Below are 16,322 nucleotides of genomic sequence, written 5' to 3'. Positions count from 1 at the left end.
CGTCTGACTCGTACCGTCCGCCGTCAGCGAGCTATTGCCCACGGCTATGGTGCTGTTCGCACTGGACGGTGCTCCGGGTACGAACTGCACCGTTGCCGTGCCCGGCAACGCACTGCCGCCGACAGTGGCACTTACGGTCGCGGTCCCCACCGTTACCGGCGCCGTCAGCATCGCCGCATAAGTCCCGTTATGGTTGTCCGTAACACTGCTCACTGTACCTGAGGTCGACGTAATTACCACCGTCGCCCCTCCGGCCGTCAGCCCATTGCCCTGTGCATCCTTCAGCTTCACCGTCACTGCCGTCTGACTCGTACCGTCCGCCGTCAGCGAGCTATTGCCCACGGCTATAGTGCTGTTCACGCTGGACGGTGCTCCGGGTACGAACTGTACCGGTGCCGTGCCCGGCAACGCACTGCCGCCGACAGTGGCACTTACGGTCGCGGTCCCCACCGATACCGGTGCTGTAAGCATCGCCGTATAAGTCCCGTTATGGTTATCCGTGACGGTACTCACCGATCCAGAGGTCGACGTAATTACCACCGTCGCCCCTCCGGTCGTCAGCGCATTGCCCTGTGCATCCTTCAGCTTCACCGTCACTGCCGTCTGACTCGTACCGTCCGCCGTCAGCGAGCTATTGCCCACGGCTATAGTGCTGTTCACGCTGGACGGTGCTCCGGGTACGAACTGTACCGGTGCCGTGCCCGGCAACGCACTGCCGCCGACAGTGGCACTTACGGTCGCGGTCCCCACCGATACCGGTGCTGTAAGCATCGCCGTATAAGTCCCGTTATGGTTATCCGTGACAGTACTCACCGATCCCGAGGTCGACGTAATGGTCACCGTCGCCCCTCCGGCCGTCAGCCCATTGCCCTGTGCATCCTTCAGCTTCACCGTCACGATTGTCTGACTCGTGCCGTCCGCCGTTAGGGAGCTATCGCCTGTTGCTATAGTGCTCTTCATGCTGGATGGTGCTCCGGGTACGAACTGCACCGTTGCCGTGCCCGGCAACGCACTGCCGCCGACAGTGGCACTTACGGTCGCGGTCCCCACCGTTACCGGTGCTGTAAGCATCGCCGTATAAGTCCCGTTATGGTTATCTCTGACAGTACTCACCGATCCCGAGGTCGACGTGATCCCCACCGTCGCCCCTCCGGCCGTCAGCCCATTGCCCTGTGCATCCTTCAGCTTCACCGTCACTGCCGTCTGACTCATGCCGTCCGCTACAATGCTTGATTCAGCAGTGGAGATCTCACTTAATGCGGGGGATGTCGAATAATCCGCAATCATGTAAGTTCTAAAAGAGAAGTCATAATTGTTAGCCGAAGAGTATCCTCTTGAATACGGGTTGCCGCTGCTGCCATACCATCCGAAGCCAGCCGAGCCTCCGAATTCCGTGGAAACAACCATTCGATACATCGTGTCCTTCTGCAAATAGAGCGATGCTCCAGAGAAATCAATAGACACCCAGCCTGTGCCATAGGAAGCCATTTGCGCTTCAGCGAGCATTGTCGAAAGATCGCCTTCCTTATAAATTTTCACCTTCAGGGCTCCTGGAGCAACGGTATCGAAAATATTCAGTTCAATCCTGCTGAGACTCCCGGTAATCTCCGGAGTAAAGGTCTGAAATCTTGGATAATCATTACTGACCCATACATTCCCGGTTTTGTTTTCCTGCTTTTGATCGAGCACCTCCGGATCTGCAGCAGACACTTCCCCATGAGACAACGATCCTATAGCAAGCATGAATATCAGAGTCATGGCAATCCAGCGTTTGTATCGTCTTATTCCTTTCATAAAAATATCCTCTCTTTCTTGTATTTCCGATGAATCGAAAAACACTTATGTATTTGTGAATTTTACCTACCAAATCCGAAGGAGATTACCGATATAATGACTTAACTGACGAAAAAAGTACCTCCTCCAACAATAAGTGCCGCAATAAAAAAAATACCAAAATACCATTTTGTAAATTTAAAACTGATCCCAGATCCGTCCCACCAAATCTTCGCAAAGATCACAATTCCAAGAAGAACAATACTAACAAACGCAATCAGCGCATTCTCCATTTTAATCACCTAGACCTCTCCTGCTTCGATATTCAGCCCATTAAACATACTCCCAGATTAGAGTCATTCCTTAAAATTTTCTATACCTAAAAAGGTATATCTTCCATTACAATAGATTGTATTCGCTACTACGTTCAAGATTAGAGGTGTCTAAAAATGAAAGTAAATCAGCAATCCGACATTGTTATCAGAAATTCAACACTCAGGGAATGGATGAACGGACAGACCCGCATGAACCCGGAGGCGTTTCTCACCCTTGCCAGGTCCATCGTAGCTTGTGTTCTGCAGCTTCATCAGTTGCAGATCCTTCATCTTGATTTGCGGCCGGAGCGGATCGGTGTTCGTTCTAATGGACAAGAAGCCTATTTAATAGATTCAGGTTATGCCCTCCATCGTTCAGACCATGGTTATTTGCGTCCAGCTGGCTATGGTATATCAGATGCAGGCCTCGCCTATTGTTCACCTGAGAATACAGGAAGAATGCTGCGGACAGTGGATGAGCGAAGTGATCTGTACTCTGTAGGCATTATTTTCTACGAATTATTGGCCGGACATCTGCCTTTTCTTGCCGACAATCCGCTGGAATGGGTGTATATGCACCTGGCCCAAGTCCCCCCTCCGCTGACCCAGGAGCAGACATATTTACCTGAAGGCTTGGAAGCTGTAGTCATGAGACTGCTCGACAAAAATCCGGATAACCGCTATCAAAATGCCGGCTTTTTATTGGCAGACCTGGACAAGGTCGGACGTTCCCACGACACCTTTTTTATGGAACCGGGGTTTCACGGCAGAGAATATGAGATCTCCATGCTGACCCAGGCTTTTTATTCTGCTTGCTTCGGATCGACCGAAATGGTGTATGTGTCCGGTGAAGCCGGTATCGGCAAAACAAGCCTTATGGACGAGGTTTTCCGCAAACAGCAGCATGCCCGTAATTTTTTTTATGTCACCGGAAAGTTTGAGCAAATCTCTAAAGAAAGCCCTTATCATCCGATTATTCAAGCCTTTCGCGGATTGATGCGGCATTTGCTGGGTGAACGCAAGGAACAGTCCGAGCTGTGGAGACAAAAGCTGCAGGAAGCACTCGGGGCAAGCGCCAACGTGATCACTGCCATTATTCCTGAAGCCGAGCTGATACTTGGCCCCCTGCCCTCTGTGGAAGAGCTTCCGGCTAATGAATCGAAGAAACGGTTTATCTATGTTTTCCGCAAATTTGTTCAAGCGCTGGCTTCTAAAGAACATCCCCTCGTCCTGTTTATCGATGATTTGCAATGGGCGGATTCTTCGTCGCTGCAGTTAATTCACGCGCTGTTGTGCGATCCGGAATGCCAATATTTGATGTTTGTCTGCGCTTATCGCTATAACGATATAGACCTTAACAGTCTGCCAGGCTACGAACATGGCGGGAGCGTTACCGATCAGGCAGCTATCCGGCATATTCATCTGTCCCCGCTGAGCCTTGAACAAATGAACGATATTACGATAGAGACCTTGAATACCCAAGCGGATACTGCGCTATCCTTTACAGAACTGCTATATCATAAATCGAACGGCAACCCCTTTCATTTCAAGCAAATATTGCTGCGCCTGCAAGATGACAGCATTCTGGTGTATAACCATGAGAACCGGTGCTGGCAATGGGATTTGGGATCGGTCATTGGGCAGGAACCCAGCTATGCGATCAATGACTTGATGGAACACAGGCTGCGGCGTCTACCCGTCACTGCGCAGGAGCTGCTTCAAATTTCGGCTTGTGTGGGAAGCACCTTCCATCCGGATCTGATAGCTTGCGTCGCTAATCGGGAGATCGGAGATGTCATGTCCGAATGGCCCCAGATTGAAGCCGAAGGGATGATAGTGGCAGATGAAGCGGGTACCTTCCGTTTTGCCCACGATAATATACATAAGCTGATTTACAGTCAGATTGATGATGATACGAAACAAGCGATCCATAGCTCAATAGGCAGAGCTTTGAACAGGGAGGCTTCGGGGTACGAAGAGAACTTGTTTGATGTGGTCAACCATCTGAATAGAGGCTCTGGCAGAATGACCGGAGAAGCCGAGATCCTTCAGCTCATACAATTAAATCTGGATGCGGGAAACCGCGCCAAGGCCACTTCCGCTTATGACGTTGCGCTGGGTTATTTCAGAAAAGGGGTAGAATTGCTGCCAGCAGAAGCTTGGAGCAACACCTTCGAGCTCTGTTTCGAGCTTCATGCTGAACAAGCAGAATGTGAATATTTATGCGGTAATGCTGTGGAGTCTGACCGGAAAATTGATTTTTTGCTTCTCCGTGCGCGCAATGCAGCTGAGCGGAGCAGAGTGCAAATGATCCGGATTATGCAATACATCAATCAGGGTAAGTATCTGGAAGGCACTGCGCTCGGTCTAGAAAGTCTGAGGGAGCATCATGTTAACATTTCGCCCAATCCGGGCAAATTCGAACTGTTCGTTGAAGCGCTGCGAATCGATGTGCTGCTGCATAACCGGTATGATCGGCTCGCGCATTTGGAAGAAATGTCCGACAAAGACCGGATTGCTGCGATGCATCTCATTCTGGCGATTACTCCCTCCACCTTCTTCACGAACAAAGAGGTCTTTTTTCTGCTCATGTGCAGAGCCATTCAGCTATCTATTAAGTATGGAAACACCCCTGTTTCCGCAGCTGTATATTCTGCTTACAGCATGCTTTTGGGGTATGCACGGGGGAAATTTGATAAGGGCTATGCCATTGGCAAGGTCGGAATCGAGCTTTCCGAGCGTTACAATATTACTTCAGTTAAAAGCAAATCTTATACCATGTTCGGCGGTGTACTCTGTCAATTTGCCGGAAATGCCCGTGAAGGAGATGCTTACTTGGCAAAAGCGCTTCGTTTCGGGATGGAATCCGGGGATTACGTGTTTGCCAGCTATGCCATGGGTGCGCACATTAATTCACTCTACACAAGAGCAACGTTAAGTGAATTCTCCAGAACGATAACTGAATATATGGTGTTTCTGGATACAACCAACGACGAGTTTGTGAAGCAGAACTTTTATCTGTATCAGCAATTTATTCTTGCACTGCAGGGAAGAACCCTTTCTCCGGATTCATTCAGCAGCACAGGCTTTGAAGAAGAAGAGTTCCTGGGCCGGATTCATATGGAGGAGACCTCGGCTACCACCTTATTTCAGTACAGCACCTACAAGACTCAACTCAGCTATTTGCTGGGTAATTACGAGGAAGCTATCCGCTGGGCCAGTCAAGCAGAGCCCTATGAAGCCTATGCCACACATCTTCCGCATTTGCCGGAATGCCTGATGTATGAATCGCTTGCCCTATTGGCGGATTCTGTACAGCCTGGGAAACGGGCACATTTGAAGAAACGCTTCAACAGCAATCTCTTCCGCTTCAAAAAATGGGCCGCATGGAGTCCGGCCAATTACCGGTCCAGGCATTACCTTCTGCAGGCTGAACATGCGCGTGCCTCTGGTAAAGGTATTCTGGCTGAGGAACTGTATGATAAAACCATCCGTGAAGCAAGAGAACAAGGTGATGTTCAGGTGACAAGCCTTGCCGGCGAACTCGCAGCGAGATACTACCATAATCTGGATAAAGGGAAAACAGCCCTCTTCTATTTGCAATTAGCGCTTGAGGCGTATACACAATGGGGAGTGCAAATAAAAATAAAGCAATTAGAGGATCTGCTACTCTGCTGGCAACGCGGGGAACATGCTGATGAATCGTTTGAGATCATCCCTATTCCGGCGGACCGGAGTGATGTAGAGTTATCTGGAGAGGCTGCCGGTGCTCATCATGAGACCCATGCCCTGGACGGCTTGGATCTTGCAGCGATTCTCAAAACCACTCAAATGATAACGAATCAGATGGACAGTGATACGGTGCTTGCGGAAATCATGAATACTATTATGAAATATGCGGGTGCCAGCAAGGGTGCTTTGCTGATGGACAATAAGGATGGACTGAATATTCAGGCGTATGCCGATTCAGAAGCGCAGACTCCCCTCTCGCCTTCTGAGCTGAATGATAGTCTTCTATTGCCAGAGGGCATCATCCGGTATGTCTTCCGTACACAAGAGCATGTCCATTATATCGGTGGTGAGGAGAGCTGGCTGATCCATAACCCGTATATTGCGAAACATCGGCCCGGGTCCGCACTCTGCATACCGGTAACCGTTCACGGGAATATGCTGGGTGTCCTCTACCTTGAAAACAAGCTGGCAAGCGGTGTATTCGCGTATGATCGCCTAACCGTTCTTCAGGCTATGGCATCCAATGGAATTTTATTCTGCATGCTGCAAAATACGGCCGGGCAGTCCAATAAAAACCCAGAAGAAGCTTCGTTGTCCGCTATAATGGAGGAACCTCTTACGGAGCGTGAGCTTGAGGTGCTATCCTTATTGGCGGCAGGACTGTCAAACAAAGAGATAGCCGATCAACTGGTCATCGCGATTGGGACGGTAAAAGTGCATGTTAAAAATATTTTCGCCAAACTAAAGGTCAACCGGCGCACCAAAGCCATTATCCAGGCGAAAGAGCTCAATCTGCTTACCCGTCCATGATTTCTTCTCTGATATCCTCCTTACCAGCTCATGTATAGATGTCATAACGATACAGAAAAAGCCGATCTAACGACAGATCGGCTCTTTTTGTATGGGAAATGCGGTTTTTCCGGCTAATCCTATAACTAAACTACTAAGCTGTTACTCACTGCGCAGCGCCGCAACCGGATCTTTCTTCGCGGCCATCTTGGCCGGAATGAAGCCGCCGATCATCGTAAGCCCTACACTGATCACACCCAGAATTAATGCATGCAACGGGTTGAGCTGGGCTACGTTTGACAGATCGGTCAGATTATAGAGTATTGCATTAACCGGAATGGTCAGCAGGTAGGTAATACCAATCCCCAGAATCCCGGAGCAAGCCCCGATGATAAAAGTCTCAGCATTGAATACCCGTGTAATATCCTTCTTGCGGGCGCCCAGTGCGCGCAGGACTCCAATCTCCTTCGTCCGCTCCATGACAGAAATATATGTGATAATCCCGATCATAATCAAGGACACTACCAGGGAAATCGCAGCAAAAGCAATCAGCACCATGGTAATCCCGTCCATAATACCGCCGGAGATGTTAGTAACGATAGCCGCCAAATCGGTATATTTTACCTGATCCTTGGATTCACGGCCTTCATTCCATTTGTCCAGATAAGCAGTGACCGATTCCTTGGAACTGAAATCAATCGGGTACAAAGATACCGAGTTAGGGATATCTGTTGCCCCTAGGGACGCAAGCACATCCTCTTTAGTCAAGGAAGCACTGCCTCCCGCTGCGCCTCCACCAGGACCCATCATCAGCCGGTTTGTACCTGCTGCTCCAGCTGAACCACTGCCCGCAACACCATCTGACAATGCTTGACCGGTCAGCACATTGACGTCTGCTTTTTCCTGTGCCAATACGATCTCAGATTTCTGTGCATCTGCTATAAATGAAGCGGCAAGCTCATCCGAATAGGCAATGCCCGGAGACAGTGTAGATACACTGGAGCCTTCCTGGCCGCGCAGCACCCCAACGATGTTCAGGGTCACTGCTTTAGGGCTGTTATAGAGCTCTGTTAAATTCGACGCTGTTCCGTTTACGACAAACTGCTCACCGTTTTTGCGGTAATAGTCATTGTTCATCACAAGCTTCAGCTGGGTTCCAATGAGATCTCCCAGACTGATGCTGTCCACTTTATAATCGAGCCCCAGGGCATCTACCGCAGCATCGGTCAGGCGGTTGTATTCGTCCACAATGAGTACGACATCTGTCTTCCCGGAAGGGTATTTCCCCTCCAGCACATCATAATATTGCTCCAGATAGCTCCCCGTCTCACTTCCCTGTTTGCTGGGATATGCAGTTAAGCTGATATTATTTTTATCCAGCGTAGTCGCCTTTTGTCCGTCCGATACCAGTACATTCATATTCACGGTGCGGGTATAGGAAATTCCGTCAATCAGCTCAGGATCGATTTTCTTAAGATAATCTATATATTCCTTGGTCAGCACATTGGTATGCTGCGTGGAATTTTTGCTGGGGTCATAGGGATACAGCTTTTTCTCTGCAGGGTATGAAGGAAGTTCTGATGCTCCGTCTCTTGGCGGCCCCAGCTCTACACTCATTGCCGTCTGATTGATCGAGATCGGGAAGTTGGAGAGCGCCCCGGTTTCATAGGAGCTGATCTGCTTATCGAATCCATTCGACAAGGACAGAATCAAGGCGATACCAATGATCCCGATACTTGAGGCAAAAGCCGTCAGGCCCGTCCGCCATTTCTTGGTTGCGATATTTTTCCCGGATAATTTCAAGGCGGTGAAAAAGCTCATGCTGGTCTCTTTCAGCTTGTAGGAGCTTGAGATCTTTTGATTAGCCAGCGGATTGCTGTCTGATACCGCATGGCCGTCCGAGAAGCGGATTACGCGGTCTGCATAGCTCTCGGCCAACTCCGGATTATGGGTAACCATGATGACCAGTTTGTCTTCCGCGATGGTCTTGATCAGCTCCATGATCTGCTCACTGGTTTCTGTATCCAGAGCACCTGTCGGCTCATCCGCTAGAATAATGTCCGGATTGTTGGCCAGGGCACGGGCAATTGCGACCCGCTGCATTTGTCCGCCCGACAACTGGTTTGGTTTTTTATGGACATGCTCCTTGAGTCCAACCTTCTCCAGCACTTGAAGCGCCTTACGGTGCTTTTCAGCAGAGGCTACCCCGCTGAGCGTCATCCCCATTTCTACATTATCCACGATGCTCAGATGCGAAATCAGATTATAGCTTTGGAAAATAAAGCCCACACTGTTATTGCGGTACGCATCCCAATCTCCGTCTTTGAAGTGCTCCGTGGATTGGCCGTTAATAATCAGCTCCCCGCTGTCATATTGATCCAGTCCGCCGATGATATTCAGTAGTGTTGTCTTACCCGACCCGCTCTGGCCCAGAATCGCAACGAATTCACTTTCCCGGAAATTCAGATTCACCTTATCCAGTGCAACCTGTGTGAATTCCCCGGTCTTATAGCTCTTGGTGATGTTTTTTAATTGCAGCATCGTATTTCGTCTCCTTCTCCATACCTGTAATCATTAATCTCCTTAATCTCTCTGTTCTTGTCTTGCTGGCCCCAGTATAAGCGCCAAATATCAACTAAACCTCAACTTCAGCAGTTGAGGTTCACTTGATCTTGATGAGTTATACTTAAGCCATCTATATACTTAAACTAATGAAGCGTTCCAGGAGGAAACCCCATGTTTAATATTCTTGTGGTTGAGGATGACAGCAAATTGCGGCAGCTCTTCTGTACAGTCCTGACCAAAAATGGATACAACGCCATCCCGGCAGTGAACGGCGAGGATGCACTCACGTTACTGGATAAGGAATATATCGATTTGATCATCTGCGATATTATGATGCCGCTTATGGACGGCTACGAGCTGACACGGACACTCCGGGACAATAACAATAATCTTCCGGTTCTCATGGTGACGGCACGGGAGAACTTCGCTGACAAACAGCAGGGATTTCTCGTCGGAATCGACGATTATATGGTCAAGCCCATCAATGTAAATGAAATGATTCTGCGGGTTGGGGCACTGCTTCGCCGGGCCAGGATTATCAGCGAACGCCGGATCGAATGGGGAGGAACCGTGCTCGATTATGATGCGTTAACCGTCATTCAGGGCCAGGAGAGCACCCTTCTTCCGCAGAAAGAATTTTATTTACTCTATAAATTAATCTCTTATCCGAACAAAATCTTTACCAAACAGCAGCTGATGGATGAAATTTGGGGAATGGATACAGAATCTGACGAGCATACAGTGGTGGTTCATATTAACCGCTTGCGCGAGCGTTTCAGGGAAAGCTCTGACTTTGAGATTGTCACCGTAAGAGGATTGGGCTATAAGGCGGTGAAGCTGGGATGAGGCGCAAAAAAAGAGGAGGCCTTTGGTGGCATTTTGTATCGCTTGTATTTGTGATTATTTTGTCCTTCCTTTTACTCATGTCGATCTTAGCCTATCTATATATTCGCCTTGGCAATGAAACTATACAGCACAGAAATCCTTTTCCGCCTATTCTGACCATTGTTTTGTTCAGTCTCGTCATCGGGACAACCATCACTGTGACTGTGGGCCGAAAAATATTATCTCCTATTGCGGATCTGATCAAGGCGGCCAAGGAGGTCTCCACAGGCAACTTCGACATTCATTTGAATGAATCGCACCGGGTGGGTGAGATCAGCGACGTCGCCCATCACTTCAATCTTATGGTTCAGGAGCTGCGCAGCATCGAGACCCTCCGCAATGATTTTGTAGTCAATGTGTCTCACGAATTCAAAACGCCCATTGCGGCTATCGAAGGGTATGCCACTCTCTTGCAAGAGGATAATCTCAGCAAAGAAGAGCATGACGAATACACTGGCATGATTATAGACAGCGCCCGGCAATTGTCCACCCTGTCCGGCAATATTCTAAAGATCTCCAAGCTTGAAAACCAGGAACTGCTCACAGAACAAACGGAATACCGCCTGGATGAGCAGCTCCGTCAGGCTCTGTTATTGCTGGAGCCGGCCTGGGCTCCCAAGCAGCTGAACCTCAACATTGATCTGGACGAGCTGCAGTATTATGGGAATGAAGAGCTGATCATGCAGGTATGGCTTAATCTACTTGGCAATGCGATCAAATTCACGCCGGAAGGCGGGGAAATCTCCGTCTCTCTCCGGCCCGGAGACCCATCGATTTCGGTGGTCATATCCGATACAGGAATAGGAATGACTCCTCAGGTCCGAAAGCATATTTTTGAGAAATTCTACCAAGGCGACCCTGCCCGTTCCTCCGAAGGCAACGGACTGGGCCTGCCTCTGGTCAGCCGCATCATCAGCTTAAGCGGAGGCACGATTGAAGTCAGCAGCGAGCCGGGGGTGGGTTCGACTTTTACGATTAAGCTGCCTGCTGTAGCGGTAGAATGATTGGGCCATTTGCTAGAATAAGGGGGCTGGCTTTCTCTTGCGCATAATCTGCTCAAGCAAACAGCCAATGACCAAAAACACAGAGCAGCGACTCTCCATTAACGGGAGAATTGCTGCTCTGTTGCTTTTCACGGTCATATTTAATCATAAAACGGTCTCATTCGTCGGAAACTCCACTTATGGGACAGCCCTCTCTCAGCAAACCGTATATGAAATATTTCCTCACGCACTAGAGCTAACCTGGATATTTCCGGCTATTTCGACGCCTCTATAACCTGTCCTGCCACAGCAATCAATTCTTCCTTGGTCAGCTGCCCGCGGTTTTCCCGGATAATATAATTGACACGGGTCTTCGGATTCATCCATGCAACCGACTTGTACTCCTGCTTGTCGATAGATGTGTATACTACTTCTTGTCCTCCCACTTTCAGCTTCTCTGACTGTGGCTTAACCGGCTCAGATTCAACCGTTTTATCCGCAGCCCCAGCAGGCTCGGCAGTGATGGCAAGAACTCCTGATATTCCATTGACCGGTGAGGCCATAGTATAGATTAGCTCTACAGAAATACGCTTCTCCTGCAGCTTCTTAACATATATTTTTTGGCCGGACGCCTTCCCCTCAGCAATCACCTGACTGAACATCTTCTTCTGTTCGGGCCACGATAGATAAGGAGCAATTCTTGCCAGAGTAAAGTTGTAGCCATCCGGGATCTGTTTCAGCTCCAAAGGCATTGCGGTGTTGCCTGTTGCATTCTTCTTGATGTATTCATCATAATTTCTGTATATAAGCGAATAAGAATTACTCGCAAATGGTGTGCTGCTGATACTGGCATGGTATTCCTTATCATTAATGTACACATATCTGATCTCTCCGGGTTGATACTTACCACTTAGCGCTTTCTGCTGCTGGTCTAGGAGATTCTTGAATCGCTTGAGTTCTTGCTCCCTCTTAGCTGTGGCTTCTGCTTCACTGGTCTGAGCTATATATTTAACGTCTGCCTTGATAGCAGGCAATGCTGCGGATTGAATCCTTGATCGGTCAGCAGCCACTTCCCCTGAAGCCCCATACCCTGTACCCAGTAATAGTGCCGTACCCGTCACAGCCATGAGCATTTTTCTGAAGTTCATTGAAATTCCACCTTTCTGTATGTGCAAAACACTTAATTCATCATTGCGCCAGCAATACGAACAGCCTCATCTTTTGTCAAAACAGTATTCTCCGGATTGGCAGTCAAATCATATATCATTTCTTGCTCCGGGTCAGACCATACGAGTCTATATTTGTAACCCGTCTTAAAATCATCGTTTTTTGCAGGTTCGAGATAAATCAGCTGCTTTCCGTTGATATCAATATTCTCCACCCTTGTGGTTTTGGTCCACATCAGGGTTTCCACCGTTCCGGTCTTTCCCTTGATATGTCTGGCGTTAATTCTTACCTGACTCTCACCTTTCTTGTATACCAGCGTAGCGTAATCGAAATTAACGTTCTTCAGAGGCTCTTGCCTCCAGGTCACCCGAAAGCCGCCTTCCAGCTTGATTCCACCGGTCAGAGCAAGCAATTCTTTCTCTTCGATGTTCTTGAATACAGGCTGAATCCACGCTTCTTCAAAAGCATATCCTTCCGGCATATAATCCGGCTGCTTCAAGCTCGGAGCTGTGTACTTCTCTGCCTTGGTCAAATAGCTGGAATAGTCAGTAAATATCATCGTAGGGCTAATTACGCCTGTCCGATATTGTTCACCCCCCCCTTCCTGTCTCAGCACGAATGAAGCGAACTCTCCGGGGAGCAATAATTTCTCTACTGCCTTGAAGCCTTCAGCATATTTTATATTCAGCAGTTCTTCTTCTTTGCTCACCTGCCGTTGAGGCATTTGGGGTCCGGGGGTTAACGGAGTTTTCAATAAATCTATGGTTCCGCCTTCTTCCGTCGCCAGAAGCGGCTCATATGGCAGCACTTCATAATGGAATTTGGCTGCCTGCCCGGGACCAATGGTATACAGGGAATAGCCGCCTCCAAGTAAGACGATCAGGATTAACGCCACTGCCCAGCTTCTCACCGGAATCCGTAATATCTTTTTTCGTCTGTGCTTTGCTCCGGTTAACGTCTCTGTCCTCTGCATAATCAGAGGAGTGTCCCCGTCGTGCAAGCGGGTCAGCGGGTCAGCAGCAAGGCGGACCTTGCTAAGCCCGATGGCTTCTATCACAGCATCATGGACATCTACGGGCGGGAAATTAGCAGAATGATCTCCTTCCTTCAAAAACTGCTCTTCTAAGGTCAATTCGCCCTTGCCCATAGTTGTTTCTCCCTTCGCTCGATAGCTTTTTTAAGCTTGCCTCTTGTCCGTTCATATCTTTTTCTTACCGTAGCCGTACTGACACCCAGAATCTCCCCAATTTCTGCAAATGATTTATCTTCAAAAACGCGCAGAATCAGCAGATTCCGATTCTCCATGCTTAGCTTTTCCAAGGCTAATGAGACAGGCTCACTGAACAGTCGGTTCTCTACCATTTGTTCGGCGCTCTTAGTCGTTACATCCTGCCTGAGTAATTTTCGCAGCTGGTTCTGAATTTTTTGCCGGCGAAGCTGATTTAAGCAATGATGATAAGCCACCTTGTAGAGCCAAGAGGTGAAATCCGCCTGCGGCTTGAACTGCCCGATATTCTGATAGGCCTTGATGAGGACATCCTGCACTGCGTCTTCTGCCTCTTCCTTGTTGTTCAGCAAGCGAAAGCAGTAGAGGTAAATCCGCTGCTGGTACAGCCTGATAATATCTGAAAAAAGAGACACTTCGCCTGCTTGTATCCACCTGATCTTCTCTTCTATAGAGTCCACATTTGTCTCCTTTCTGTTATCAATATAGATATAACACTTGAGCAGTCTGTTGCGTGACATTTTTTTCCGTTTTGCTCCCCACAATAAAAGAGACCAACAGAAATGACTCTGTTGATCTCTATATGGGAAGGACTCCAAATCCCTTCTCCTTTAGTGCATGAGATATTTCCAGGCCAACCAGCAGAAAAGAACGGATACCCACGAAATGAAACCGAAAACCATCACGACTTTGTTTTCGCTCCATCCGTACTTCAGGCTGAAATGGTAATGAATCGGGGCCATCCGGAACAGCCGCAACTTCGTCCTTTTGTACCACCACACCTGCAAAATGACCGACACCTGCTCCGCCAAATAAACAACAAACAGAATTGGAATCAGAATCTCTACCTTCTCAATGACGGCTAAAAAGGAAAGGGAACCTCCAATTGCCAGTGACCCCGTATCACCCATAAACACTTTTGCCGGATAAATGTTATACAGGAAAAGCCCAAGCAGACAGCCAATCATGACAAGTGAAAATGCCTGCACTTCAGGTTTGTCCGAAATCAAAAAAAAGAAAAAATACGTCGGAACGGCCACATTGATCAGCAGCCCATCAAGACCGTCCGTAAAATTGATCGCATTCGCAGATCCGACCACAAACAGCAACATGACTGCCACATACAGGTATACAGGCAAGTGTAGGTGATACCCATGAATTAACGCAATATCGCTCGTCAGGCCAAACGAATAGAACAACGTATACAAAATGGTTCCAGTATATATAAATTGAAGCACCAGCTTCATGCGGCCGGAGATGCCGGACGGGTTTTGCCGGAAGGCCTTTTTGAAATCATCCAGAAATCCGACCGAGCTGAATAATAGAAACGTAACGCATAAGAGCAACATTAGAGGCCCAGGACGAAACTGCAGCAAAATCCCTATCCCGATAAACAGGATAAGACCTGCCATAAGCGGTGTACCTCGTTTGGCCTGATGCTCTGCTGGAAGCTCGGCGCGAATCGGCTGTGTTAGACTCAATCTGCGCAGCGTCCAGATCAACAGCGGCGTAAATAACGCCACCAGAAGGAAAGACAAGCTGGAAACAGCCAAAATTCCGTACATATGACGAACACCTCTTCTTAAAAAACTGCTCACTTTCATCGAAGTGATCTCACTCTGGAAACTAACCCACACTCACAAAATTCGCTTTTAGAATTATTGAGCTAGCTTGAATTATGTATCTCGTTATCATTCCTTTCACTTCTATCTTTAGTTAAATGATAAAGATAAAAAAACTTCTGATAAAGAGAAATTATTCTGTTTTCATTTCCTGTTTTAGATCCGGTTCATAAAAATTTTCAAAGAAACGCAAATAAGGATGCCTTAAAGCGTTAGCTTCAAGACATCCTTATCTCTGTAGAACAGAGGTAGTTGAGGCGGGGCATTCGATTAGAGAAGTACCGGCCGGATTCTACCGTCTTCTTCATAATGGAGCTCCGTAAATTTGACACAGCGTTTGTGGTCCACGCCGCCGGACAAGGAGGCGTCATGGTAGAACAAGTACCATTTCCCGTTAAATTCCACGATGGAATGGTGGGTCGTCCAGCCCACGACGGGTTCCAGAATGGTTCCTTGAAACACAAAAGGTCCACAAGGCTTGTCGCTCACAGCATAGACGATTTTATGGGTCGTGCCCGTCGAGTATGACAGATAATATTTCCCCTTAAACTTATGCATCCATGGGCCTTCGAAATATCTCCTGTCTTCATCACCCGCAAGGATAGCGTTCCCTTCTTCATCGGTAATGGTAATTTCCCTCGGAGCCGACTCGAAGGACAGCAAGTCTTCACTCAGCTCCGCTACCCGTGGGCAGTAAGCCGGTTCCCCTGCGTCTTTCTCGGCTGCATCCGGCTGGTACGCTCCGGTTTGCCACTTTTCTAATTGTCCGCCCCATAAGCCGCCAAAATACATATAAGCTCTTTCGTCTTCGTCAACAAACACGGCGGGATCGATGCTGAAACTCCCTTCGATATAGCTTTCCTGAGCCTGAAAAGGACCCGCTGGAGAAGTTGCCGTTGCTACTCCAATGCGAAAAACGCCCTCCTTGTCCCGGGCCGGAAAAAACAAGTAATAGGTCCCCTTCCGGTACGCGGCGTCGGGTGCCCACATTTGCTTTGAAGCCCAGGGGACATCCCGGAGATGAAGCGCCTCTCCGTGATCTACACACGGTGACGACGGATTTTCCAAAGAAAATACATGATAATCTTCCATCGCATATTGGTCGCCATTATCGTTTGTAGGACCATCATGGTCGATATCATGAGATGGGTAAATATACAGCTTGCCCTCAAATACATGAGCGGAAGGATCGGCTGTATAGAGTTGGGTAACTAGCGGTTTATTTTGCGCTGCCATAGCAGAATTCTCCCCCTCATTGAAATGTTGA

The 16,322-nt window shown here is 48.4% G+C and carries 11 protein-coding genes; 3 read left to right on the top strand and 8 right to left on the bottom strand.

Annotated elements, in window-relative coordinates; all coding sequences use genetic code 11:
• On the bottom strand, positions 1–1,794 hold a 1,794-nt coding region (locus ACTJKB_RS30425; RefSeq protein WP_440837976.1), incomplete at its 3' end, for an Ig-like domain-containing protein.
• Positions 1,795–1,895: 101 nt separating this feature from the next.
• Positions 1,896–2,075, bottom strand: coding sequence for a hypothetical protein (locus tag ACTJKB_RS30420; RefSeq protein ID WP_074085056.1), 180 nt, complete (start codon positions 2,073–2,075; stop codon positions 1,896–1,898).
• 147 nt (positions 2,076–2,222) lie between these two features.
• Between ACTJKB_RS30420 and ACTJKB_RS30415 the strand changes: the two genes are divergently transcribed.
• A complete protein-coding gene (locus ACTJKB_RS30415; RefSeq protein ID WP_440837975.1) occupies positions 2,223–6,629 on the top strand; it encodes a helix-turn-helix transcriptional regulator in 4,407 nt (1,468 codons plus the stop codon).
• Positions 6,630–6,770: 141 nt separating this feature from the next.
• Here the strand turns inward: ACTJKB_RS30415 and ACTJKB_RS30410 are convergent, their stop codons facing one another.
• Positions 6,771–9,149: an ABC transporter ATP-binding protein/permease gene (locus ACTJKB_RS30410; protein ID WP_440837974.1), complete on the bottom strand. Its 2,379-nt coding sequence runs from the start codon at positions 9,147–9,149 to the stop codon at positions 6,771–6,773.
• 195 nt (positions 9,150–9,344) lie between these two features.
• On the opposite strand from ACTJKB_RS30410, the gene ACTJKB_RS30405 reads away from it, so the two are divergent.
• Both ACTJKB_RS30405 and ACTJKB_RS30400 read left to right on the top strand, forming a co-directional pair.
• Positions 9,345–10,019 carry a response regulator transcription factor gene (locus ACTJKB_RS30405; protein WP_440837973.1) on the top strand — a complete coding sequence of 225 codons (675 nt, stop codon included), beginning with the start codon at positions 9,345–9,347 and terminating at the stop codon, positions 10,017–10,019.
• Positions 10,016–11,062, top strand: coding sequence for a HAMP domain-containing sensor histidine kinase (locus tag ACTJKB_RS30400; RefSeq protein ID WP_440837972.1), 1,047 nt, complete (start codon positions 10,016–10,018; stop codon positions 11,060–11,062). Before ACTJKB_RS30405 ends, ACTJKB_RS30400 begins: the two co-directional genes overlap by 4 nt.
• A 254-nt stretch (positions 11,063–11,316) precedes the next feature.
• On the opposite strand, the gene ACTJKB_RS30395 is transcribed toward ACTJKB_RS30400, so the two are convergent.
• The 5 genes from ACTJKB_RS30395 to ACTJKB_RS30375 form a co-directional block, all read right to left on the bottom strand.
• Positions 11,317–12,189: a hypothetical protein gene (locus ACTJKB_RS30395; protein ID WP_440837971.1), complete on the bottom strand. Its 873-nt coding sequence runs from the start codon at positions 12,187–12,189 to the stop codon at positions 11,317–11,319.
• A 32-nt stretch (positions 12,190–12,221) separates the two neighbouring features.
• Complete coding sequence (locus ACTJKB_RS30390) at positions 12,222–13,355, bottom strand: DUF4367 domain-containing protein (RefSeq protein ID WP_440837970.1); 1,134 nt, start codon at positions 13,353–13,355, stop codon at positions 12,222–12,224.
• Positions 13,337–13,894: an RNA polymerase sigma factor gene (locus ACTJKB_RS30385; RefSeq protein WP_440837969.1), complete on the bottom strand. Its 558-nt coding sequence runs from the start codon at positions 13,892–13,894 to the stop codon at positions 13,337–13,339. The genes ACTJKB_RS30390 and ACTJKB_RS30385 overlap by 19 nt, the downstream gene beginning before the upstream one ends.
• A 150-nt stretch (positions 13,895–14,044) precedes the next feature.
• Complete coding sequence (gene mraY, locus ACTJKB_RS30380) at positions 14,045–14,998, bottom strand: phospho-N-acetylmuramoyl-pentapeptide-transferase (protein ID WP_440837967.1); 954 nt, start codon at positions 14,996–14,998, stop codon at positions 14,045–14,047.
• A 327-nt stretch (positions 14,999–15,325) separates the two neighbouring features.
• A complete protein-coding gene (locus ACTJKB_RS30375; RefSeq protein WP_440837965.1) occupies positions 15,326–16,291 on the bottom strand; it encodes a glycoside hydrolase family 43 protein in 966 nt (321 codons plus the stop codon).
• Positions 16,292–16,322 lie beyond the last annotated feature (31 nt).

The sequence above is a fragment of the Paenibacillus sp. 22594 genome (assembly GCF_052044425.1).
Lineage (GTDB): Bacteria > Bacillota > Bacilli > Paenibacillales > Paenibacillaceae > Paenibacillus_AQ.
The sequence above is the reverse complement of the archived record's forward strand: the minus strand, read 5'-3'. Positions and strand labels throughout refer to the sequence as shown.

Excerpts from the sequence above, each read along its gene's own strand:
- ACTJKB_RS30415 (WP_440837975.1), top strand. The coding sequence starts at position 2,223 with ATGAAAGTAAATCAGCAATCCGACATTGTTATCAGAAATTCAACACTC.
- ACTJKB_RS30410 (WP_440837974.1), bottom strand. The coding sequence starts at position 9,149 with ATGCTGCAATTAAAAAACATCACCAAGAGCTATAAGACCGGGGAATTC.
- ACTJKB_RS30405 (WP_440837973.1), top strand. The coding sequence starts at position 9,345 with ATGTTTAATATTCTTGTGGTTGAGGATGACAGCAAATTGCGGCAGCTC.
- ACTJKB_RS30400 (WP_440837972.1), top strand. The coding sequence starts at position 10,016 with ATGAGGCGCAAAAAAAGAGGAGGCCTTTGGTGGCATTTTGTATCGCTT.
- ACTJKB_RS30395 (WP_440837971.1), bottom strand. The coding sequence starts at position 12,189 with ATGAACTTCAGAAAAATGCTCATGGCTGTGACGGGTACGGCACTATTA.
- ACTJKB_RS30390 (WP_440837970.1), bottom strand. The coding sequence starts at position 13,355 with ATGGGCAAGGGCGAATTGACCTTAGAAGAGCAGTTTTTGAAGGAAGGA.
- mraY (WP_440837967.1), bottom strand. The coding sequence starts at position 14,998 with ATGTACGGAATTTTGGCTGTTTCCAGCTTGTCTTTCCTTCTGGTGGCG.
- ACTJKB_RS30375 (WP_440837965.1), bottom strand. The coding sequence starts at position 16,291 with ATGGCAGCGCAAAATAAACCGCTAGTTACCCAACTCTATACAGCCGAT.